The following is a 21,872-nucleotide window of genomic DNA, read 5'->3' as shown; positions in this document are numbered from 1 at the left end:
CTGTCACACTTAGTCTAAGAAGAGTCTACTGCTACTACTGCTGGCTGGCCGCGATCGCCTGCTCCAGATCATACAATATATCGTCTATTGCTTCTGTCCCGACAGATAGGCGTAACAGCTCCGGTTTGACTCCGGCAGCAACCTGTTCTTCCTCATTCAACTGCTGGTGCGTTGTGCTTGCCGGATGAATAATCAAAGACTTGGAATCACCTACATTCGCCAAATGAGAAAATAGCTTTACATTCGCAATTAGCTTGCTTCCCGCCTGGCTTCCACCTTTAATACCAAAGGTCAGGATTGCTCCTTGTCCTTTCGGCAAATACTTTTGAGCTAATGCGTAGGACGGGTGGCTCGGCAACCCGGTGTAGCTTACCCACTCCACATCCTTGTGGCCTTCGAGATATTGCGCTACCTTCAAGGCATTTTGACTATGTCTTTCCAGCCGCAGATGAAGTGTCTCCAAGCCTTGAAGCAGCAGCCATGAATTGAACGGAGAAATGGCAGCTCCCAAGTCCCGTAGCAATTGCACCCGTGCCTTGATAATATATGCGATAGGTCCCACCGCCTCGGTGTAAACAACTCCGTGGTAGCTCGGGTCCGGCTCAGTCAGCCCCGGGAAACGACCATTCGCTTTCCAGTCAAACTTGCCGCTGTCCACGATCACCCCACCAATAGACGTACCGTGTCCGCCAATAAACTTCGTTGCCGAATGCACGACAATGTCCGCTCCGTATTCAATAGGACGCAATAAGTAAGGACTTGGGAACGTGTTATCCACAATCAGCGGAATACCATATTCGTGCGCAATCGCCGCTACTGCTTCCACATCCAGCACATTGCCCTGTGGATTGCCAATCGTTTCGGCAAAGATGGCCTTCGTTTTATCCGTAATGGCATGGCGGAAATTCTCTGGATCATCCGAATCGACAAAATGCACCTTAATACCCAATTTGGGCAGTGTGGTAGAAAACAGATTATATGTACCGCCATACAGGCTGGAGGCTGATACAATTTCATCTCCAGCTCCCGCAATGTTCAGAATGGAGAAGGAAATCGCCGCCATTCCCGAAGCTGTGGCCAACGCGCCAGCCCCGCCTTCCAGTGCGGCAATCCGTTGCTCGAACACATCCGTGGTCGGATTCATCAGACGCGTATAAATGTTGCCGAATTCTTTCAGCGAGAACAAATCAGCCGCATGCTCGGCATCCCGAAATCCATATGAAGTGGTTTGGTACAACGGAACGGCGCGGGAAAAGGTAGTAGGATCAATCTCTTGTCCGGCATGGACAGCGAGAGTTTCGAATGACAGCTTGCGTTCTTCTGACATGATTATTTCCTCCCTTGTTATACGTGCTGTATGAATCGTCTCTTCCTGTATGCGTAGTCATGGATGATTTTTCAATTATTCTCGCACAAAAAGAACGATTTGGGAAGATAATTCTCATTATTCAGGTAGGATATTATCATTTTATTTAAAGCATCAGGTTTCGGATCGAAAGGTTTTGCCCAAATGCTCACCCAGACCAAAATAATGGCGGAAATTGTAGATGAGCGGACTCCACTTTGTCGGATCAATATGGTTCTCGCCGAGGATGATATCCTGATGAACATGCACCTGTATGGCTTGAGTTTCGACGATAGCAAAATAAGGAGAATGGTCAGGAATTCTTACATCCCTCACCTTGGCTTCAATTTGAATAGGGCACTCCCTAATTCGGGCAGGCTTGACCCTATTCGACTCAATCGAAGTGAGTCCGCTGATCTCATACTTATCTTTATGGTACATAAATCCATGTTCCTTTTTTTCCGCTGGAACAGGATTCTTACCTGTATAAGGAGCCAAACGTTCTACATTTTCCCACATGGAAGGTCCCGGAACATTGATTACACATTCGGGATGCCGCTCCATATTTTCTAATGCTTTGCCACCTGTTCCAATGCCTAGTACCACACAATCTCCTAATGCCCACGAGGAGGAAATCGGGCTAATATTGGTCGTTCCATCCTCATTCACCGTATTGAGTAAAATCACAGGGGTTCCGTAATATAAAATGCTAGGGTTAATCGTTTTAACGTTTGGGGTATGATTCATCTCATTCATCTGATTTGTTGGGTTCATTATCTCTTCTCCTTCTATTCAGATCTACCTCCCTATTGTAAAATATAAATATTTCAACCTTCATCGAAGTATGGATTACAAAGGGGGATAACCGTGCCATGAGTACCAAGTCAAATGTAGCTATGATTGCTTCTCTTGTTAGCGAGCCTTCTCGTGCAGCTATACTCACCGCTTTATTAGACGGCAGATTCCACACGGCAAGTGAATTGGCCCATATGGCAGGCATCAAACCGCAAACGGCCAGCTTCCATCTGGCTAAAATGACCGAGGCACACGTCGTTACTGTGGAAAAACAAGGGCGTCACCGTTACTATGGCATTCAAGACCCCGAAGTTGCCCGGGTGATGGAGTCATTTTTATCCATAGCTCCACCTGTTCCAATCAAGTCATTCAAACAAGCCTCCGAAAACGAGGCCATACGGTTGGCAAGAACTTGCTACGATCATGTTGCGGGTCAATTAGGCGTACAGCTCATGAATTTTTTCATGCAAAAGGGGATTCTTTCCGAGGATCAGGACGGGCTTCATATTACGGACCAAGGAGAGACTTTCTTCACTGACTTTCAGATTGACCTTACAAAAACAAGACAAAAGCGCCGCTCTTTCTCACATAAATGCCTGGATTGGAGTGAACGACGCCATCACCTTGCCGGTGCTTTAGGAAGTGCTATTCTGGACAGATTATTCGAATTACATTGGATCGAGCGTCTGCCTACAACCCGAGCGATACGTATTACAGCCGAGGGTAAAAGAGGTTTTAAAGAGATATTTTCGATAGAGGTCGACTAGATCATCAGAGTCCTTTTATTTTTCGCATTACCTCAAATCAAGCAGACTGTTTGAATTGGGCAATAGCAATGGCGGAGTCCTGAAAGTTAACTCCTGTCGTAGTAAGCAGGATAAATTAAGAAGCTTTCCCGCTCTGATCCGCCGCTTTTGCCCCATCTGCCGGAGAAGGTTGAATGGTATTATGAAAAAAAGGTAGCCACAGCCACATACGTCTCCTTTTCATAGTCAATGATGTGTATACATATGACTAATCCGCATATCAAGACTGTGCGTTTCCCCAGAGTAATGAAACAGGTGTGGGCTGGATGAAGCTGTTCATTGATCAACCTCTCTTGAAGAACTCTACCGTTTCGTTAAATGATTGCTGAGCCGAATGTACGTTATATCGGGGAGAGTACGGATCACTGAATCCGTGCTGTCCGCTGAATTTATGTACCCGGATATTACGGTTATCTAAAATTGAAATGAGCTCATCCACATTAAATGATGGTTCTTCCTGTGGGAAAAAAAGCAGTGTTGGACAATGTGGAGCTATTTCTAAATAATTCCTAATACGAGAGCCATAGTATCCTACAATTCCATCAACATACTTTTCTTTACTACACAGCCAGGCAACCGTTGCCCCTATGCTAAAGCCGACGATAAATACCTTTTTATAGCGAGCTCGAATACTTAATAATAAACTTTCGATATGATAGAAAGAGCGTTCAAATCCTATATTTTCTATAAAATTGGTATAGGCACTTTCCTCTTGCGAATAGTCATAAGGCGTTTCTTTGCCTAGTAAATTTGGACAAATGACATCATAACCCTGATCTGATAATAGGCTACAAAAATTTTGTATATGCTTGTTAATCCCATAAATCTCATGCAGTACAACAATTAGGGTGCTCGACTTTTTATCTATGCTTATCATATTGTCCCCCTAACCAGTTTTGAATATGGGAAAATAATTCATCCGGATACGCGTATTTATACTTAGCTGCCACTTCCGAGGATAATCGTTTGAACAACTTTAAGGATACGACCAATGCTTCCCAACTATGATTGGGATCGTATTTCCCAAAAGATTTCTTCAAATCAGTAACAACATCTTGATCAGCCCATTCATTCATGAATTTCCCTGCATGCCAAGTATCATATTCCGATCCATGTACAGCTTTTGCATGCCACTCTATCATTTGCAGCAATAATTGTTTACAGTCCATATCTCTTTGCTTAGCTACCCACAGATCATTACGCAAAATTTGTTTAGCCACATATAGAGAGGCGAAGCAATACATGTTAACAACCTGTAGATAAGCACCTTCAGATATTAGAGGAGTATCCGGGATCGTTGTGGTTTGAGAAATGATTTGATTTCCATTCCCCGTCTTATCGAGCAGCATCCTGACCCCCCGCTGAAATCCTTCAGGAATACGTCCATTTTTGATTATATGATCCAGATCAGAAATATGACGGAATAGAAAATCAACCTCAGCCCCTTGGTCAAAGAGAACGAGTTTTTCCGGATCCCCTTTTGCCGTTCGAAACATAAAGCTGGTCCAAACTTTGCCGATGTTTAGTAACCATTGATCATTTTGAAGATAGTAATCTGGATTCGTTGAAAAGACGACTACATCCAAGTCAGAAAACTCATCAAAAGGCTTGTCCTCTCTTGCCCGGGACCCAACGATATAAACCGCAATAATTTCCTCATTAGAGATTCCCCATTCGGATATACGCTCCTCAAGCACTTCGTAAGCATTATTCATTACAATATATCCTCCTTTTTTAGAAAACATTATATCCAATCCAATAATTACGGTATATATTTTTAGTTAACATTCAAAGGAATGCTGCCTGATATACACCATTCATCAAATCAATTTCCCAATCTTCATCCTGTGATATAATTCTTTCAATATTACAGTTTGGAAGGATGGTGCAGATGTCGGAGCAGCGAGTATACATCCGGTTCTCTGAGGAGACGGACGCCGCAGAGTTGGCAGCAATGTACAAGCGCAATCGAGAATTCTTTGAGAAGTTTTCGCCAAACAACCAAGAGAAGTACTATACGGAGGAGCACCAGCTCCAGACGATTATTAAAAGCAAGGCCGACATGATGGAAGACCGGAAATATTCCTTCGTGGTATGCCACAAGGAGGACGACCGGATTATAGGCAGCATAAGCCTATCTTTTGTGGTGAGAGGACCGCTTCAGAGCTGTATGATCGGATACAGTCTAGACCAAGCATATAACGGAAAGGGTTATACGACGGAGGCGGTGAAGCAAGTGGTTCACTATGCCTTCGATGAGCTAAAGTTTCACCGGATCTTCGGGGAAGCCTCTCCCCAGAATCCAGGATCCATACGTGTGCTTGAGAAGGCTGGCTTTCACAAAGAAGGCATCTCTCGAAGCAACGTAAAGATCAACGGAAAATGGGAGGATCACCAGGTTTTGGCGATTATAAATCCATCTGAGGATATCTAGTTTTTCAGAGTGAACAATCATTTAACCATTGTAGGTGGTAGATAAAAGTACCAAATTTCAATATTCTTATTATTGTAATTGAATTTCGGGAAATTCCAAGGAGGTTATTATGAAGTATCAATCCATCAAACTGAATGAAAAGTTATCTAAGTTTAGTGATCATTGGTCTCCGAAAGTTATTGGTGAAATGAATGACTATCAATTTAAATTGGTGAAAATAGTTGGGGATTTTGTATGGCATGATCATCAGGATACCGACGAGGTCTTTATTGTACTTGAAGGTGAGATGTTCATTGATTTTAGAGATGGACGGGTACAAGTTTCTCAGGGAGAGATGTTTATTGTACCTAAGGGGGTCGAACATAAACCTTTCGCCCATGAGGAGTGCCATATCATGCTAGTAGAGCCGAGGGGAGTGGTAAATACTGGAGGAGCAGAGTCAGAATTAACGGCAGCCAATGATACTTGGATTTGAATATATAGCAATAATTAGAAGTGAACAAGAAAAATTGAAGCTGATCGGAGATGGGGCGTATGCACTCCGTAGCTGTCTATTATTGCATTAAGCAACGGGCAGGGGGGATAGTTAAACAAAAATTTCGAGAAAGGAAGAGTATAGTGGATGATAAGAAATGCAGAATTTAAGAATAGTTATGCAGGATGGCGAGAAGTAGAAATAAAGGATTCCTCTCTAGGCATTATATTTCCCATGATGGTAATGTATCCAACGAACGAACCCGAACAAATAGAGCGATTGGGTCCATACCAGTTAGAGTTGGCGAGAGAGGCAGGGCCATCGGAAGGAAGGTTCCCTTTGGTTATCATCTCTCACGGTACTGGCAGTACACCGCTTGTGTATCGGATTTTGGCGCAGTATTTAGCACGTAATGGTTTTATTGTCGGCATTCCAGAGCATCCATTTAACAATCGAAATGATAATAGTCTGGAAGGGACTGCCCAGAATCTTATCTATAGACCTAGACATCTTAATATGGCCACCGATTGGTTTTTCGATAGTATGCTTTTCAAGGACAATTTGATAAGGAATGCTGTGTCGCTCATTGGACATTCCATGGGTGGTTATACGGTATTAGCAGCGGCAGGTGGCGTGCCGACTTCTTTTCCTCACGAGACCTCGGACGGAAAGCCCCAGCTTATAGAGGTTACACCAGATTACCGAGTAAAATGCCTCGTTTTACTAGCGCCAGCGTCGGTCTGGTTTCGAGCTGAAGATAGCTTGCGTACGGTTAATCTACCTATCTTAATGATGGATGCAGAGAAGGATCAGTACACTCCTTCTTTACACGCGCGTATAATATTGGATGGCGTGCTGGACCCTAAGAAGGTACAATACAAAACAGTAAAAAACGCCGGACATTTCTCCTTTCTGAGTCCCTTCCCGAAATCGATGAGGACTCCAGCCTTTCTCCCATCGCAAGACCCTCCCGGCTTTGATCGCGAACATTTCCATAGGGGACTTAATGCTGACATATTGGATTTTCTATATGCTCATACACGTTAGTTGGATGACAACAGCGGCTGTCTAAGACTTTATCTTTCAAGTCTTGGTCCGCCGCTGTTTGATTTTTTGTTCAGTCTAAAGCTTTATTTCCACTGGATATTTTACAGAAACTGTGTTCTTTTGGCTGGGCTCTCTCAGTGCATGATTTCTCTCTTATTCACCTTAACACCTGATAAGGATTGATCAAACATATCGAGAATAAAAAGGAACCTCTCAGCTTCACGAAATACATGATCGGCTAATAAAGGATGGATAATGCTTTTTATTCGGCACTCGTCGATTAAATCACGCGCTGTTTTCTTAAAATCACGCAAGGACTTCACAGAGACACGGTTCTCATCAACAAATTGACTCAGGAGTGGAACGGTTTGTGACTGTGGTCGCATATGACTTAGGTCAATCGCTTGAAACATTAGCATATCAAAATCATTACTAAACTCCCTAGCTTGTTCAACCAGTTTACGTTCGGATGGATCAAGTAAATGGCCTATAAATTTTGCGTGATCGGCCATGATTTTTAAGAAAAATACATTTTCGTCAATAATAGCATCAGGTAAGGGTTCAAGTGTTCCTGAATTCAGTTCTCCTAAACGGTTTCTGAAATAATTTGCTTCCCGACTTACGTGATCTACCAGTAAAGGAAAATTGGTTTGTCCAGGAAGCTTGCATTGTAATATAAGGCCCAGTACCATCCTCTTAAATGCCCAAATATTCGTCGCCGCATTCTGAACTTCCGTATTAAACTCTTTGATTGTATAAGGATCTGTCTTGTTATTAAATTCATGCGACCTTTTCTCGATATCCTCGAAAATAGCGTAAAACTGATTGGCTTCTGTTTTAAGTTGAGTATCTTCCGCTCTAAAACCTAACCCCAGAAAAAAGGAATGCTCCTTCATAATCCTGGACCAAAATCGTATTTCATCTAATGAGCGCGCTACGAATGCATCCAATCATATCCCTCCTCTATGTGAGCAAAAAGCACTTACTTAGTCATATGGGATATGCCAGGTCATTATGAATGATGAAGTTCCAAATCTCATACAAATCTAATTTTGAAGTTGAGCTATTGTGACTCGTAACTCTGTTGCCTTATTTATGTACCTGAAATATTTCTTCATACTGGCTAATGACCGTCAAAGTTATTAGATCTTTTAGAGTTTTCTCCTTTTCATACTTTCGACGACCTAGGTTCCCCTGAAACAAATTAAATTCCATAATAATACTCATATTTGAATTTATATCATTTAATGTTTGGACATTTCTCCCAATCTAGTTCTATAATTCACTTGTTATTACATATATTTAGGAGGAAGTCATGAAGAATATTATATTCAAAAAACTAGGAACAATAGTGTTAGCCCTTCTTATTGGAGCTTCGGTGTTCTCATTGTTCCCTACCGTTACAAAAGCAGAAACTACAAATGTGACTTGGACAAATGGATCTTTAGTAAGGATTCTTGGGAGTAACGGTGATGCCGACAAAGCAACTATTGGGAAAGCTTCAGGCAAATGGTTCTGGGAAGTAAGCGTAAATGATAATAGGTACGATTCTATAACTTTAATAGGAATTACTGGGGAAACAGGTACACTACCCACATCGTCATGGGAAATGATGGCTAAATATGGCTTGGATGGTCAACTGTTAATTAGAACAAAAAACACATCAAACAATATTCAAAGAACTCCTTATGGTAGTATGTTTGGCAGCAATGACGTGATTGGTGTAGCTTTAGATTTGGACAACGACAAAGTCACATGGTACAAAAATGGGGTTTCCCAAGGAACAAGCATTGCAAAACCTTCAGAGCTTGCTGGATCACAAGTGTTCCCACTAATCTACAATGGCAATGCATCAGAAAAAAAACTTACTGCTAATTTTGGAGCAAGCGCTTTTAAATATTCTGTACCAGAAGGTTTTTTACCTTATCAAGATTCGGGTACATCTACAACGCCTGATCCATCTACTAAACCAGATCCGTCTACTAAACCAGATCCGTCTACAAAGCCTGACCCATCTACAACACCAGACCCATCTACAACACCAGATCCATCTACAACACCAGATCCATCTACAACACCAGATCCATCTACTACACCGGATCCGTCCACTAAGCCTGATCCGTCTACTACACCGGATCCATCTACAAAGCCTGATCCGTCAGATACCGATGGGGCCTCCCAACCAACTGGTGATCGCGCCATTCTGACGGTAACGATGGACAATGGATTTGATAAAGAATTCGATTTGAGTAAAAAAGAACTGAATGCCTTCATCGCTTGGTATGACGCTAAAGATGCTGGTAGAGGTGCTTCTTTCTTTGCCATTGACAAGCACAATAACAACAAAGGTCCATTCAGCAATCGCAAAGACTACGTAATCTTCAACAAAATTCTCACATTTGAAGTAAGCGAATATTCAACTAAATAAGCATGATGAAGGGCTTCATGTCGGCTAACTTGCCGATGAAGTCCTTCTTTATATTTACTTAATCTCAAAATCACGCCTAAATTGCTATACTGGACGATACATTTTTTCTAGACTAAAAGTTTGCAAATCGTTTTTTAAACAAAAAAAGCACGGCTTCCAAAAAGCCTGGAAGCTGTGCTTTGCTTATTTATTCAACCCTAATATTCGATAATAAAGGTAACAAGATAAAATGAGCAACTACCTCAACCGATGAGGATACTCACAGGAGAATTCGTCATGTTAAAAAAAGCTCTATTCATTGCTCTACTTTCTGTAGCTCTAACAGCTTGTGGAAGCAATTTCAAAGAAGCAACGACAAGGTCTGGGTCTTCAAGTACATCCTTTGCTACTGAACAAACAGCAAGCAATGAAAATACTGCTCAGCAAGCTTCTACAAATCAGGTCACAGATAAACAATATTTATTTGCTGAATTCATGAAAGATGGAACCCCCATGTTAACAGAAGATCAAGCTTCTATGGAACAAACGTCTTATGACTTCATTGCTAAAAACAGTGACTTATTTCCTTCCACAGATAAAAGCAGAGTCATTAATCTAGTAGACAAATCCGTAACAACAAAACACTTAAATAAAAATTTGAACTTATACTTAAACAAATTTGTAAAAATAAGCGGCGATGTAATAGATATAGAAGAAGATAACATTCCTATAGGAACAACGGCTATCGTTTATATTAGTGATGAAAATGATAATACAGTAATGGCAGTTTATCCGGGAGCAAGTGGGGAAATTTTTGAAGGAGACGTTGCTACAGTTATTGGAGTTCCTATCGCTAATTTTTCATATGAAAATATTTCAGGTGGCTATACGAATACTACACTGTTAGCAGCTTCTTTTCTCACGAAAGAAAATCAATAAATTTTAATCATGCAAGCCCTTAAGCGAGTATTCAACTAAATACACAACGAGAGGGACTCTATCCGGCTAAATAAAGTGATTAGGAAATTGTTCAAATGCAAAAAGCTCTGCCGACCCATAAGGTTAGCAGAGCTTTTTATCTAATCTAATTTCGGACAGAATGAAAGAAGGTCGTTCAACTTGATTGATGGGTCATTATCATACAATTCTTTTCGCAAAATTAAACCCAACATGATTTAAGGATGATAACCAAGAGGATATAGAGCACCAAAATAGCCGCTGTAGAAGTCCACACACCGCAAACAGCTGCACCTGCACATCCGCTCATAGCTTTAGCCCTCCTTTATTTGTCTTCATCTTAATATATGTGTAAATATGTTTTATGACCGGGCATTCAGGTAAACATAAAAAGCACTCCATTTACGCATGCCAGCGGAATATTAGGATACTTTCCGATCGCGTGCTGATATCTTTGTTAATATGGAAGATGAGATATACACCGCGAAAAAGCCATGCTTAATAGTTCCTGATTGTAAATCTGATACTTACGGTTTTGATCTAACACCCAATTTGCAAATCCCACAGCTTTAGTGTAGCAATTATAATCATAGGGATTAATTTTAAACTCAAGAATATTCAGCATCATCTGATTCTCTTCATCTGATAATTCCAAGCCCAACTGGCTAAACTGTCTTTGACGAATTCTCCGAGCGGTGTCGTCTTGTATGGCTCTGTGCTGAATGGACACTTGTCCTTTATGTTGACGATAATATAATAAGCTTATGGGGAGGTTTGCTATTTGTACCTGAGAGGCTAATCGGTTCCACAGTTCGTAGTCTTCGGCATGAGGATAACTACTATCATATTGAATGTTTAGCCGATGTATCATGCTATTGCGTAATATTGTAGCAGGATGGCAGATACAGCAATGAAATAACAACCATGTTCTAATTTCTTCATGACTAGCCGGATTCACCTTAAGTGCCCCTCCACTAGAAGTAGTAAAAGCAGCACCACATACATCAATTAAGGGATTTTGATCCATGAATGATATTTGCACATCCAATCGATCTGGCGTAGAAATATCATCGCTATCCATACGAACGATATATTCACCAGTTGCCCTATTGAATCCCTCGTTTAAAGTAGCAACCAAACCTTGATTGGTACTATGGAATATTTTAACCACTCTAGGATCTGTTATTTGTGAAATAACAAAAGCGGATCCATCTGTTGAGCCATCATCAATAATAATCAATTCAAAATCGGAATAGGTTTGAGCTAATATACTGTGGATTGCTTCCCAAACAAAGGACACAGTGTTATAAACTGGCAGTATAACTGAAGCTCGTGGCACAAGAAGTTCCCTCCATTCTACATTTTAAAATTAGAAAATATTATTTTGCATAAAAGCCAACTTCCCTATTTTTCTCGAAAACTATTTCTTCGAATGTTCATGCTCCAAGTATATGTATTGAAATATATTTTGAGGCGGCTTCTCGGTAAAAAAAGCTTTCCATAGCCACCCTTTGGGGTATTTATAGAAAGCTAATCTGCTTTGCAGCGTCTATAGCGCTCACTTAAAATTTTTCAGGAAACTGTTTGACAATGCCTTCTGTCAGAATGTCCGCTAAATGAATCATATGGATCTCGTTTTTGTCGGTTGCTGCAATCCCCGCTCTCCAATCTCCTTTGGTATAGTCAAGGACTAATTCCGTAATCAACTGAAGGTGCGTATACAGCATATCTTGTAACGTTTTAAACTGCCAGTTCGGATTCGCATCACTTAAAAATTTGGCGATATCGTCGGCGTTTGTATGCCAATCCGCCTCTAGCTTTTTCACATCCGCCTGATTGCCCGCTTTGGCAGCCGCTACAATTTTGCCTGCGATCAGAATATGCTCCCTCAGGAGATCAGCCAGCTTATTACCAGCGGCTTCCCCATAATAAGGCTTGATCAGATTGCCTATATCCTGCTGGTTCCGTAAAAGCCGGTCCAATACGTCCTTCTGATCTTGAAGATTAGATATGGCGCTGACAATATAGTTCCTCGTCCATATCGTATGGTCGATCCATACCTTCTGCATATCGCCTTTCAGTTGCACCATTTTGGAACTTAGGCAAGCAGAACCCTTCTCCTCCCCTACCTTCGCTTGCGCGACTACTAACGGAGTCATGCTAAAAACGAGCGCCAAGGTTAACGGCAATGCCAACAGCCATTTGTTTTTCGATTTTATCTACTCCTCTGTACGTTTGGAATAAAACAGGCTGTCTTATTATGGTTGAAATATCCGAAATTTTATACAGAGGATTATTGATTATCTACAGTTTTCCATCATTGTGGGAGCCATGTCACGATCAAGAGGTTTTGTTAGAAGGTAAATTGAGGCAACAAGACATTATCACATTAGTTAGAAAATTGTTTCAATGGAACAAATAATCAAAGAAAATAACAGGAAATACCGATAATATGTATGGCAGATAAAAAGCAAATACCACAACCGATGTGGATATATGAGAACATTTAATAAATGAAAATAGTAAGTGTATAGAATTAAGTTCTAAATAACATAAGGAGAGTTAGAATGGAATATATGATAGAAGTATTCATGGGCTTGTTTGCACTAATTTTTATATTATATCCTTTCAAAGTACTGGTACGATGGTTATTAGGATTCTTAAATTTTAAAAATGTCGTCACTTCCTTTATTACTTTTGGTACGCTTGCTTTGTCGTATCTAATATTTATTACAGTTAGATCACAATCAATAGAGGATATATTAAAAGGAGCTTCGATTGCCATACCTGTTTTTGTACTATACTTAATAATTGATCTTCAAAAAAGTAATGAACATAGTAAATTTATAAAGTTTATTCATCATCTGGCGGTAAGGATTATTGTCTCTGTCTTTACTTTTATTTTGGTTTTGTCTTTCTATTATCAACAATTAGATGACATTTTCTATATAAAGTCACTTTTGATTGCTATAGTTTATATGTTCGTCATTCTTAGACGGAGAACTAAGAAAATAACAAGAAAAGTTAAAAATAACGAAGAGAAGGAAACTGCATTACCCACTACTCCATAAAACAGAAAAGATACCCTGACGTTTTAAGTAGAGGAGCCCTTTCATTTACTCTAAATTCACATTGATCACGGAAAAATAAGATTAGTTAATCTTAATAGCTATTCGGTGATCGGCGTGGTGAATCCTAAAAGTAAACAATCCCCGCCGACCAAGCATGGTTAGCGGGGATTGTTTAGTTGTTTTTGAGTTGTTGTTTTTGAGTTGTTGTTTTTGAGTTGTTGTTTACGATTATCTTTTACTGTGGTTTTCAGGCTCGCGACGTTTTAAACCTGCCAATCCAATTAATCCCAACAGGCCAAGCCACCCCCAATTATTATTATTATCGTTATCATTATTATTAGTAGTAGTTAGCATTTGTGTTCTACCATTGTCGTTTGTGCCCATATTGTTTTGACTGTTTTCAGCAAATGCTACTGCCGCTCCAAAGCTTGAAATCATTAATGCAACAACAGCCATTATCTTCATTTTTTTCAACATACCTAAACCACTCCTTTAAATTTGTGTTTGCAATCAATTTTTTAATGTATTTAGCATGCCAATTGAACTTATTTCTTATACACACATTAAATCTTCACTACTGGGAATCATAAATTCGTACATCATTAAAATTAAAAAGGAGTGGTTTTTATAATGGGTATCCTAAGCGGGAATCCAAAAGACGAGCCCATGCATTACGGAGAAGTTTATAGTGTATGGCAGTTTTCAGCGTTAGCGAAAGGCAGCGTTTCATTTTACCAAGCATGTTTAAACCACGCAGGAGACAAAGAACTCAAAAAAATACTGGATGATCTTATTGATCAAGCTAAACTGGAAATCCAAGAATGCGATGCAATGCTTACTGATAATGGGATTGCCCCAGCTCCTATTTTGCCTGAAAGACCCCCTGTGAAACTTGAGGATATCCCGGTTGGTGCAAGGTTTACTGATCCCGAAATCGCAGCTAAAATCGCATTAGATACCACTGTAGGATTGACATCTTGCAGCCAAGCTATGGGTCAATCCATTAGAGAAGACATCGGGGCTTTATTTGCGAAATATCATCTAACTAAGACTGCTTTGGGAGTTCGTATTTTAAAAATGAATAAAGAAAAGGGTTGGCTAATACCTCCCCCTCTTCAATTAAAAAGACCTGAACCAGTTAAAGCCTAAATTTCCAGTACGATTCCTCAACACACTGTTCCCCTTAGATTGTTCAACAAAAATCCCCGCCGACCAGTTAAGGTTAGCGGGGATTGGTTTTGTTACGTTAAGCACCTCCGATGGTAACGTAAGGCTGAATACTATTGTGGTGGTTAAGGGCTTGATCCGGCACAGTAACAATAAACAAAAAGCTAGCCGCGATGATTAGCAGTACCATTTTTTTCAACATTGGTCATCCACACCTTTTCCATAAAATTTAAAAATGCTGCTTTGGTTTCAGGAGTCGCATAATCCCGAAAATGTAAAAACAAACCCAAACAGTTTATAAAACAAGTCTCATTATTTAGTGTATGATAACTTACTAATGAATACATCAAATGTTTAAAACCATCAATGTAAGAACCTCGATGTAAATAATAATAAGATAACTCGTAACCAAACCACGCGATATAAGCCGGTATCACTTGTTGGGTATACATATCATCTGATGATAGTTGCTGTTGTGCAAAAGCATTTATTTCGGCTTCAAATTGCTGAAGTATACCTTCTACATCTATACTATATTGGTTTGCTGAAATTATAACATTCAACAGTTTTGAGATTTTCTCATTCTCGTTAGTGGCGGATGTTGCTGCAATATATTCAACATAATCTTGAAGCACACTTATATCTCCTGACAACAGTTTATATACGTAAGTATTACCTTCTGCCCAACTTTTGAACAAGCTAATCCAGTGTTGAGTATCGTCGTCAGTCTCTTTAACCCAATCTAGATTAGCGTAGGTGTATGTATATTCTAGAGCTTGTTGATAGTTGCCTTGAGCTTCACAGACACTCGCACACAATAAATCGGCATAAGAAATGTATACAAACAAGGGACGAGTTAGCTTCTTAGTAGATTCATTACGCTCTCGACTCTTCTGTTCATGTTTCAAAGTATATTGGATTTCCGCTTTATCTCTCATTTTTCGGGCTAGTTCATCAACCTTGTCCCATTTACGTAAAGACCTATATACGTTAGCCAAATCCTTCAATGCGTCAAGCTGATCTAATTCATCTAGTCGCTCGACATAAGGCTCAAACAGTATAGCTGCCTTGATATTTCGGCTTTGATCATCTCCAATCTGAATCGTGAATATGCGATATTGACAGATGGCTAAACGTTCAGAATGTTGGTACTTCTCGGCTTCAGCTACGCCCTCATAGAGCAGCAATGCAGCATCATTTCGTCCCTGCGCTAATAACATTTCTGCAATCTCAAATAGTTTGGGTGAATAGAGTAGATTGTCCATGATGGTTCCCACCACTTGACGGATCGCGCCTAACTTGTCCAACTCCGCACAGCGAAACAAAAACGGCTCGATTCGCCTCATATTCGGTGGGGTGTCGATGATGTAGTTTTCTATGAATAAATCGTAAAAGTAGCCCTCCGGTAAACCCATAGCTTCAGTAATTAGGTCAAGCTGGTTAACAGACATAGACTTATTCCCCGTCACAATAGCGCTTACTATTCCCCTATTCATGCCTGCTATATGCCCGAATTGCGTTAGACTCATGCTCTCTTGTTTTAAGTATTTGTCTAATTCTGTTCGTATCGTAGGTGTATGCTTCATGCCATAGCCACCTTCCGCTTAAATATTCCATATTTTTTAAAAACTAACTTCATTTTTCACCAAAATTGACCATCTGTCAATATACTATGCAACTAATGTAAGAATTCGGCCTTTAGCATGAAACAAAGCAAAAAAACTAATTATATTTAGCATAATAATCCTACTAAAAAGACCTCAGCGTAGAAGATTGTCCAAAGTCACAAAAAAGCGCGACCTCCAAAAAGCTTGGAAGTCGCGCTGTGCTTGAGTTTCATAGAATGCTGGTGAAGGGAATTGAACCCCCGGCATACGCATTGATGCCTAATGCTCTCTAAAGTACCCTTCTCCGTCTCCTGCGTGCATGATATCTTCTGATTGCGATTCCAGTCCTCCAGAGGACGATATCCTGTAGTGTAGAATTATCCGCCTCCCTGTCTTTATCTCCAGATCCTTCATAGCTGGCATATTACAGCAGCCTACTGAAAAGTTGCAGACTAGTCTGCACGGCGACGTTAAGCTAACGGGTAGGATATTCCAATATGTAGCAAAATTGTACTAAAATGAGTTCGTCTAGGTAAACAAAGGTATCATCTTTTATGTGAAGGAGAGGAGTACGATTATGGTTAGTAAAGAAATAAGGGACATCATATTTCAGGAATATTTCCAATGGGGAAACCACCACTGAGACCAGAGGAATATAAGCATTTAGGAAGTTGGCAGAGCAATCGTCAACAGCAAAGAAATTTATAAAATTATGCTACTCAAGTCTCAAGACCTATTCACCAAATAAATTTAAAATTGAATAGATTGTTTTACAATTAACATCGGTATGCGGCGAAGAGGGAATTTAATCGCCCGGAAAAGGTCAGTTGTTCTCTATTCAGACATCTTACAAAAGAAGAGCACGTTAAATTACTCAGTCGGGGGAATCACTATTTTGAGAAAGCTATCATTCTTTATTTCCATTATCATGTTGGGTGCAATGTTGTCCGCTTGTTCTGCCATTACATCCACCGTGAATCAAGCGACTGCAGGCGTTACGTCCGGCGAGAGCAAAGAAATCGAAAAATACAATGCGTATGTGAGGCTGAATAACTTGATGACAGGCAGAATCAATGAGGTTCTGGTTCATTATTTCGAGAAGTTCGGAGTGGATACACAGCCTGTAATCGAGAAGAACTTCAGCTTCATCATGCTCGGCGTTGCTGAAACTGAGCGGGAAGTTATTGATAAAGCGAACGGCTATACCGCAAGCCAACCTGCTTTTGCGAACGCAGATCCCGTAGTGATCAAACTGACACCGGTCATCAATGATCTGTTGTCCGTCCTGGACGAGATGAAAGCCTACTATGATACAAAAGGCTACGTGGATGATGACTTCGCAAAAGGAAAACAGCTGCATACCAAGCTGGTAAGTGCCAATCTCGCTTACGAGACTGTCTCCAAACAATACTTCACGGCTATGCAAAAATTGGGTAACGAGCAGCGTCTGGCTGAACTGCAAAAACTCAAGGATTCAGACCAGCAGATCAGGTATAATGCCTTGAAGTTCATGATAGATGCCGAGGCTACGGCCATTGAAATGGATGAGCAGGGTATCACCGCCGACAATGTGCTGCAGCTTGATATGACGAAGTTTAAAGCCAAATACGACATTATGACCGCAGATCTAAGTGCGCTCATGACAATCTCAAAAGACAAGAATCGAGTTCAAAAAGAAGGGATTAACAGCTTCAGTATCAGGAACTATGTTGACTCAGCCACTGAGGCAAAAGCGGCTGCTTCGAAAATTATTGAACGCATCAATAAGAAGGAACCTGTATCTGATTCTGACCTGAACGGCCAGTTCCTGAACACTACGGATGGCACACCTGAGAATTTCAATTATAAGCTAAGCAAGGCAGTCGAACGATATAATGAAATAAATTAAGCGTATCTAACGATAGGGGCTGCGAAAACAAATACGGAGTTCCGGTAACGAACAAGCTCTGCCAACCATAAGGTTAGCAGAGCTTTTGCTTTAAAGTCCTCCAATGGTAACTTGAGGGTGAATGCTATGATGGTGGTTAAAAGCTTATCCGGCGCATTAACAATAAGATTTAAAAATGCTGCTTTAATTTCTGGAACCGCATAATCCTGAAAGTGTAAAAATAACCAACCTTACTTCTCAAAGCTGGTATTCATCCGAAGAACGTTCAAGAGCAACTTGGACATTCGTCTATCAATGTAACTCTGGATACCTATTCACATGTTCTTCCGAATCTCCAAGAGGCGGTGTTAAAAAACATTGGCGATTCAATTACAGGTGAGAGTATTAGCACTGAAAAACCCACTTTACTAGATTAAAGATTAGAAGAATGGTAGAAAAATGCTCACTCCAACAAAAAAAGCGCGTCCTCCAAAAAGCTTGGAAGCCGCGCTGTGCTTGAGTTGATAGCTATGCTGGTGAAGGGAATTGAACCCCCGGCCTACGCATTACGAGTGCGTTGCTCTACCCCTGAGCTACACCAGCAGGTCAGTGTAACTGACAACAAAAACTATTATACTCTTAGTTACATAAAAATCAATCACTTACATCAACTTTTTCAACTAGGATTTGGATTTAGTTCGGTAACATTTCCTGTCACGGTGCCAGATAGTTTCTCTGCTACAGAGCGGAGCTTTTGGTGACTGGAGGAAGGCTTGTCACGGCGATCATCAATTTTGACCGAGGTGGAAACACGCTTCGCTCCTGACAGGAATGGTGCTTCGTGCAGCGCAGCGATGGCGGTGAATACATCGTCCAACGAACCTTCAATAATCGTACTCATGGAGGTAAGCTCATAGGTAATTCCTTTTTGCGTCTTCAACACTTTTTGCATCTGGGCAACGTAGTCGCTCAGGCTTGTACTCCCCGTTCCAATCGGGATCACTGTCACTTCTGCAATAGCCATCGCCAGGTTCCTCCCTAAAATTAAAATCATCGCTTCTTTAAAAATCTAAAATTTCATTCTATAGAGCGAGCAGCCTTATTTCACAAAAAAAGTTCATATGTATGCTGCTTGTTTCTGTAGGAAACATCTTTATCATTCATTGTACCGTTCAAACTGTCTCAATTCAAATACAGCCCGCGACTTCTCTGTATATTTTGATTTTCCATTCCTTTTCCTTTACGTATGGCTTCGAATGTTGCTATAATACTCCTTGCACTTATTTGAAATTTTAAGTTTTTACACACAATATGTTGGGTTAAATATTCATAACACGTCTAAATATAGTGATGTAGCCGATAAATCGTACGGGAACCATCTTTTCCCCCTTCATTGGCAGGTACATCGCTATTTCTATGTTATTGGATTACATACAGCCCCCAAATGCTGTCTGACCAATCGCTTTTTTCGCCATTATCTTCTCATCATGATCATTTTCATGCCTATTCCCAAGTATGATTCCAAATCAGGAAAGCGAGGAATTAATCCTATGCCACAACTCGTAACCAAACCAAACAATCGCCAGTTGGCTTTTGACGAAATACGCATCTCCTTATATGCCGACCGTGTACTCAGCGGACTGGACAAGCTGGATAAGGATCGACTCATTCGCGGTGTAACTAGCAAGCTGCGCCGGGACGAAGTCACGGGGGATGACATTAGCAACGCGTTTGCAATGGCTGCCCTTGAATTGGTTAGTAAGGAAGAACCGGACTGGAAATTTGCCGCTGCACGTGCTTTGCTCACTTCCTTGTATAAAAAAGCGGCTACTCACCGCCGTTACAAATCCTATGCGGACGAGCCTTACGGCGCTTTTTATCCACTGATCACTGATTTGGTCCAAAAAGGAATTTACCGTCAAGAACTGCTCGACTACTATACCAAGGAGCAGATTGATGAGTTGGGCGATTCCATTTTGCCGAAAAATGACCTGTTGTTCGATTATATCGGGCTGTTAACACTGTCTGAGCGCTATTTGGCCAACGATTTTGACGGACGCGTAATGGAACTGCCTCAAGAACGCTACATGATCATCGCGATGTACCTGATGCACCAAGAGCCTGCCGACAAGCGGATGGAGCTGGTCAAAGAAGCGTACTGGGCGATGAGCAACATGTACATGACAGCAGCTACACCAACTATGTCCAATGCCGGAAAAAAGGTGGCCGGACAGCTCTCCAGCTGCTTTATCGACACCGTAGACGACTCATTGGAAGGTATTTTCGACTCCAATACGGATGTAGCCCGTCTTAGCAAAATGGGCGGCGGCATCGGCGTATACCTTGGTAAAGTACGGGCGCGTGGCTCCGATATCCGTGGACATAAAAATACAAGTTCCGGCGTCATTCCGTGGATTCGCCAGTTGAACAATACAGCTGTTAGCGTAGACCAATTGGGTACTCGCAAAGGTGCAATTGCCGTATATCTGGACGTATTCCATAAGGACATCCTCGCATTCCTTGACCTGAAGCTGAACAACGGTGACGAGCGGATGCGTGCACATGACGTGTTCCATGGCGTATGTCTGCCCGATCTGTTCATGGAGCGGGTCGAAGCACGGGGCGAATGGAATCTGTTCTGTCCGCATGAAGTGAAGAAAGTAATGGGCTGGAAAGATGACAACGGTCGTCCACTGGGACTGGAAGATTTTTATGATGAAACCTTCGGTTCAGGTACCTTCCGCGAGAAATACGAAGAGGCGTCGCAGCATCCGATTCTCTCTCGTATTACGGTGCCTGCTATCGACATCATGAAGCGCCTGATGAAGTCACAACTAGAAACAGGTACGCCTTACATGTTCTACCGTGATACGGTAAACCGGGCCAACCCGAACCGCGCCCATGGTATGGTGTATTCCTCCAACCTGTGTACGGAAATTATGCAAAACCAATCTGCAACTGTAGTGGAAAAAGAAGAATTGGTCACCAAGGACGGACAAACACGCATCGTTATTTCCAAAATTCCTGGCGACTTTGTGGTGTGCAACCTGAACTCCATCCATCTGGCTCGTGCGGTTCCGGCAGGTGTGCTGGATCGCCTCGTGCCGATTCAGGTACGTATGCTGGATAATGTTATTGATATCAACAACATTGAAGTACTGCAAGCACAATATACGAACAGCCAATATCGCGCTGTCGGTCTGGGTACATTCGGACTGCATCATCTACTCGCACTGGAAGGTATCCGTTGGGAATCCGATGAAGCGGTAACCTATAACGATCATTTGTATGAAAAAATTAACTACCTGGCCGTCAAATCCAGCATGGAGCTAGCGAAAGAAAAAGGCCGTTATGCCAAATTCGAGGGCTCTGACTGGTCTACCGGGCACTATTTCACTTCCCGTGGCTATACAGATGGTACACGCGAAGGCAAATTTGTCACTACCTCCGAGTGGAGTGAGCTTGCAGAAGAAGTCCAACAAAACGGTGTCCGCAACGCATGGCTGTTCGCCATCGCGCCTAACGGTTCCACGTCTATTATTGCAGGCTCTACCGCCAGCATTGATCCATTGTATGAGCTGCTTTCCTATGAAGAGAAAACAACTTACAAGATTGCTAACCCTGCACCTGACTTGAACGAAAAAACTATCTGGTACTACAAGACGGCTTTCTTGCTGGATCAACACGCTTCGATCAACATGGCTTCTGCACGTCAGCGTCATATTGACCAGGGCCAAAGCTTTAACCTGTATGTACGGCCTGATATTAAAGCAACTGAATTTTTAGAGCTGCACATCCATGCCTGGAAATCAGGTATGAAATCGACCTATTATGTACGCAGCCGCGCACTGACGATTGAAGAATGTGATAGCTGCGCATCCTAAACTAAAGGAG

Annotated in this window: 21 protein-coding genes, 1 tRNA gene and 1 pseudogene; 11 read left to right on the top strand and 12 right to left on the bottom strand. The window is 41.5% G+C overall.

Annotation, left to right across the window (positions count from 1 at the left end):
- Positions 1-34: 34 nt before the first annotated feature.
- Together ACWA2B_RS08000 and ACWA2B_RS07995 are read right to left on the bottom strand one after the other, a co-directional pair.
- The gene (locus ACWA2B_RS08000; RefSeq protein WP_165148041.1) at positions 35-1,327 is read right to left on the bottom strand and encodes a homocysteine synthase; all 1,293 of its coding nucleotides are present in this window, start codon (positions 1,325-1,327) and stop codon (positions 35-37) included.
- Between the two features lie 153 nt (positions 1,328-1,480).
- Positions 1,481-2,119, bottom strand: a complete 639-nt coding sequence (locus tag ACWA2B_RS07995; RefSeq protein ID WP_165148038.1) for a flavin reductase family protein — start codon at positions 2,117-2,119, stop codon at positions 1,481-1,483.
- 98 nt (positions 2,120-2,217) lie between these two features.
- Here ACWA2B_RS07995 and ACWA2B_RS07990 point away from each other — a divergent pair, with 98 nt between their 5' ends.
- The gene (locus tag ACWA2B_RS07990; RefSeq protein WP_029516008.1) at positions 2,218-2,907 is read left to right on the top strand and encodes an ArsR/SmtB family transcription factor; all 690 of its coding nucleotides are present in this window, start codon (positions 2,218-2,220) and stop codon (positions 2,905-2,907) included.
- A 322-nt stretch (positions 2,908-3,229) separates the two neighbouring features.
- Here ACWA2B_RS07990 and ACWA2B_RS07985 read toward each other — a convergent pair whose 3' ends face one another.
- Positions 3,230-3,823: a dienelactone hydrolase family protein gene (locus tag ACWA2B_RS07985; protein ID WP_318627639.1), complete on the bottom strand. Its 594-nt coding sequence runs from the start codon at positions 3,821-3,823 to the stop codon at positions 3,230-3,232.
- On the bottom strand, positions 3,807-4,661 hold the full coding sequence (locus ACWA2B_RS07980; RefSeq protein ID WP_029516010.1) for an aminoglycoside 6-adenylyltransferase: 855 nt from the start codon (positions 4,659-4,661) through the stop codon (positions 3,807-3,809). Before ACWA2B_RS07980 ends, ACWA2B_RS07985 begins: the two co-directional genes overlap by 17 nt.
- Positions 4,662-4,837: 176 nt before the next feature.
- Between ACWA2B_RS07980 and ACWA2B_RS07975 the strand changes: the two genes are divergently transcribed.
- The 3 genes from ACWA2B_RS07975 (at position 4,838) to ACWA2B_RS07965 (ending at position 6,902) form a co-directional block, all read left to right on the top strand.
- A complete protein-coding gene (locus tag ACWA2B_RS07975; protein WP_080658582.1) occupies positions 4,838-5,380 on the top strand; it encodes a GNAT family N-acetyltransferase in 543 nt (180 codons plus the stop codon).
- Positions 5,381-5,489: 109 nt separating this feature from the next.
- Positions 5,490-5,855: a cupin domain-containing protein gene (locus ACWA2B_RS07970; protein WP_039270324.1), complete on the top strand. Its 366-nt coding sequence runs from the start codon at positions 5,490-5,492 to the stop codon at positions 5,853-5,855.
- A gap of 147 nt (positions 5,856-6,002) precedes the next feature.
- On the top strand, positions 6,003-6,902 hold the full coding sequence (locus ACWA2B_RS07965) for an alpha/beta hydrolase family protein (protein ID WP_449291888.1): 900 nt from the start codon (positions 6,003-6,005) through the stop codon (positions 6,900-6,902).
- Between the two features lie 134 nt (positions 6,903-7,036).
- On the opposite strand, the gene ACWA2B_RS07960 is transcribed toward ACWA2B_RS07965, so the two are convergent.
- On the bottom strand, positions 7,037-7,852 hold the full coding sequence (locus tag ACWA2B_RS07960; protein ID WP_039270320.1) for a DUF2935 domain-containing protein: 816 nt from the start codon (positions 7,850-7,852) through the stop codon (positions 7,037-7,039).
- Between the two features lie 365 nt (positions 7,853-8,217).
- Between ACWA2B_RS07960 and ACWA2B_RS07955 the strand changes: the two genes are divergently transcribed.
- Positions 8,218-9,330 (top strand): SPRY domain-containing protein, encoded by a 1,113-nt coding sequence (locus ACWA2B_RS07955; RefSeq protein ID WP_449291887.1) that lies wholly within the window; start codon positions 8,218-8,220, stop codon positions 9,328-9,330.
- A gap of 276 nt (positions 9,331-9,606) precedes the next feature.
- Complete coding sequence (locus tag ACWA2B_RS07950) at positions 9,607-10,248, top strand: hypothetical protein (protein WP_449291886.1); 642 nt, start codon at positions 9,607-9,609, stop codon at positions 10,246-10,248.
- 220 nt (positions 10,249-10,468) lie between these two features.
- On the opposite strand, the gene ACWA2B_RS07945 is transcribed toward ACWA2B_RS07950, so the two are convergent.
- The 3 genes from ACWA2B_RS07945 to ACWA2B_RS07935 form a co-directional block, all read right to left on the bottom strand.
- Positions 10,469-10,576, bottom strand: coding sequence for a hypothetical protein (locus tag ACWA2B_RS07945; RefSeq protein ID WP_023986758.1), 108 nt, complete (start codon positions 10,574-10,576; stop codon positions 10,469-10,471).
- A gap of 147 nt (positions 10,577-10,723) precedes the next feature.
- A complete protein-coding gene (locus ACWA2B_RS07940) occupies positions 10,724-11,605 on the bottom strand; it encodes a glycosyltransferase family 2 protein (protein WP_029516018.1) in 882 nt (293 codons plus the stop codon).
- 223 nt (positions 11,606-11,828) lie between these two features.
- On the bottom strand, positions 11,829-12,425 hold the full coding sequence (locus ACWA2B_RS07935) for a glycosyltransferase (RefSeq protein WP_340931252.1): 597 nt from the start codon (positions 12,423-12,425) through the stop codon (positions 11,829-11,831).
- Between the two features lie 408 nt (positions 12,426-12,833).
- Between ACWA2B_RS07935 and ACWA2B_RS07930 the strand changes: the two genes are divergently transcribed.
- Positions 12,834-13,337: a hypothetical protein gene (locus ACWA2B_RS07930; protein ID WP_340931251.1), complete on the top strand. Its 504-nt coding sequence runs from the start codon at positions 12,834-12,836 to the stop codon at positions 13,335-13,337.
- Between the two features lie 228 nt (positions 13,338-13,565).
- On the opposite strand, the gene ACWA2B_RS07925 is transcribed toward ACWA2B_RS07930, so the two are convergent.
- Complete coding sequence (locus ACWA2B_RS07925) at positions 13,566-13,814, bottom strand: WGxxGxxG family protein (protein ID WP_029516020.1); 249 nt, start codon at positions 13,812-13,814, stop codon at positions 13,566-13,568.
- A 153-nt stretch (positions 13,815-13,967) separates the two neighbouring features.
- Here ACWA2B_RS07925 and ACWA2B_RS07920 point away from each other — a divergent pair, with 153 nt between their 5' ends.
- Positions 13,968-14,486, top strand: coding sequence for a DUF3231 family protein (locus ACWA2B_RS07920; protein WP_069010789.1), 519 nt, complete (start codon positions 13,968-13,970; stop codon positions 14,484-14,486).
- 182 nt (positions 14,487-14,668) lie between these two features.
- On the opposite strand, the gene ACWA2B_RS07915 is transcribed toward ACWA2B_RS07920, so the two are convergent.
- Entirely contained in the window at positions 14,669-16,090 is a 1,422-nt protein-coding gene (locus tag ACWA2B_RS07915) for a transcriptional regulator (RefSeq protein WP_340953987.1), read from the bottom strand.
- A gap of 916 nt (positions 16,091-17,006) precedes the next feature.
- Here ACWA2B_RS07915 and ACWA2B_RS07910 point away from each other — a divergent pair.
- Together ACWA2B_RS07910 and ACWA2B_RS07905 are read left to right on the top strand one after the other, a co-directional pair.
- Positions 17,007-17,999: a YiiG family protein gene (locus tag ACWA2B_RS07910; RefSeq protein WP_449291885.1), complete on the top strand. Its 993-nt coding sequence runs from the start codon at positions 17,007-17,009 to the stop codon at positions 17,997-17,999.
- A gap of 227 nt (positions 18,000-18,226) precedes the next feature.
- Positions 18,227-18,415 (top strand): annotated as a pseudogene (locus ACWA2B_RS07905) (tyrosine-type recombinase/integrase); the annotation flags it as partial.
- A gap of 94 nt (positions 18,416-18,509) precedes the next feature.
- Here ACWA2B_RS07905 and ACWA2B_RS07900 read toward each other — a convergent pair.
- Together ACWA2B_RS07900 and ACWA2B_RS07895 are read right to left on the bottom strand one after the other, a co-directional pair.
- A tRNA-Thr gene (locus tag ACWA2B_RS07900) sits at positions 18,510-18,581 on the bottom strand.
- 73 nt (positions 18,582-18,654) lie between these two features.
- Complete coding sequence (locus ACWA2B_RS07895) at positions 18,655-19,002, bottom strand: MTH1187 family thiamine-binding protein (protein ID WP_029517883.1); 348 nt, start codon at positions 19,000-19,002, stop codon at positions 18,655-18,657.
- A 526-nt stretch (positions 19,003-19,528) separates the two neighbouring features.
- Between ACWA2B_RS07895 and ACWA2B_RS07890 the strand changes: the two genes are divergently transcribed.
- A complete protein-coding gene (locus ACWA2B_RS07890; RefSeq protein ID WP_449291884.1) occupies positions 19,529-21,862 on the top strand; it encodes a ribonucleoside-diphosphate reductase subunit alpha in 2,334 nt (777 codons plus the stop codon).
- Positions 21,863-21,872: the final 10 nt, after the last annotated feature.

This window comes from Paenibacillus sp. CMM36, assembly GCF_053570945.1.
This window is presented reverse-complemented; position numbering and strand designations above follow the sequence as displayed.

Excerpts from the sequence above, each read along its gene's own strand:
- ACWA2B_RS08000 (WP_165148041.1), bottom strand. The coding sequence starts at position 1,327 with ATGTCAGAAGAACGCAAGCTGTCATTCGAAACTCTCGCTGTCCATGCC.
- ACWA2B_RS07995 (WP_165148038.1), bottom strand. The coding sequence starts at position 2,119 with ATGAACCCAACAAATCAGATGAATGAGATGAATCATACCCCAAACGTT.
- ACWA2B_RS07990 (WP_029516008.1), top strand. The coding sequence starts at position 2,218 with ATGAGTACCAAGTCAAATGTAGCTATGATTGCTTCTCTTGTTAGCGAG.
- ACWA2B_RS07985 (WP_318627639.1), bottom strand. The coding sequence starts at position 3,823 with ATGATAAGCATAGATAAAAAGTCGAGCACCCTAATTGTTGTACTGCAT.
- ACWA2B_RS07980 (WP_029516010.1), bottom strand. The coding sequence starts at position 4,661 with ATGAATAATGCTTACGAAGTGCTTGAGGAGCGTATATCCGAATGGGGA.
- ACWA2B_RS07975 (WP_080658582.1), top strand. The coding sequence starts at position 4,838 with ATGTCGGAGCAGCGAGTATACATCCGGTTCTCTGAGGAGACGGACGCC.
- ACWA2B_RS07970 (WP_039270324.1), top strand. The coding sequence starts at position 5,490 with ATGAAGTATCAATCCATCAAACTGAATGAAAAGTTATCTAAGTTTAGT.
- ACWA2B_RS07965 (WP_449291888.1), top strand. The coding sequence starts at position 6,003 with ATGATAAGAAATGCAGAATTTAAGAATAGTTATGCAGGATGGCGAGAA.
- ACWA2B_RS07955 (WP_449291887.1), top strand. The coding sequence starts at position 8,218 with ATGAAGAATATTATATTCAAAAAACTAGGAACAATAGTGTTAGCCCTT.
- ACWA2B_RS07950 (WP_449291886.1), top strand. The coding sequence starts at position 9,607 with ATGTTAAAAAAAGCTCTATTCATTGCTCTACTTTCTGTAGCTCTAACA.
- ACWA2B_RS07945 (WP_023986758.1), bottom strand. The coding sequence starts at position 10,576 with ATGAGCGGATGTGCAGGTGCAGCTGTTTGCGGTGTGTGGACTTCTACA.
- ACWA2B_RS07935 (WP_340931252.1), bottom strand. The coding sequence starts at position 12,425 with ATGACTCCGTTAGTAGTCGCGCAAGCGAAGGTAGGGGAGGAGAAGGGT.
- ACWA2B_RS07930 (WP_340931251.1), top strand. The coding sequence starts at position 12,834 with ATGGAATATATGATAGAAGTATTCATGGGCTTGTTTGCACTAATTTTT.
- ACWA2B_RS07925 (WP_029516020.1), bottom strand. The coding sequence starts at position 13,814 with ATGTTGAAAAAAATGAAGATAATGGCTGTTGTTGCATTAATGATTTCA.
- ACWA2B_RS07920 (WP_069010789.1), top strand. The coding sequence starts at position 13,968 with ATGGGTATCCTAAGCGGGAATCCAAAAGACGAGCCCATGCATTACGGA.
- ACWA2B_RS07915 (WP_340953987.1), bottom strand. The coding sequence starts at position 16,090 with ATGAAGCATACACCTACGATACGAACAGAATTAGACAAATACTTAAAA.
- ACWA2B_RS07895 (WP_029517883.1), bottom strand. The coding sequence starts at position 19,002 with ATGGCTATTGCAGAAGTGACAGTGATCCCGATTGGAACGGGGAGTACA.
- ACWA2B_RS07890 (WP_449291884.1), top strand. The coding sequence starts at position 19,529 with ATGCCACAACTCGTAACCAAACCAAACAATCGCCAGTTGGCTTTTGAC.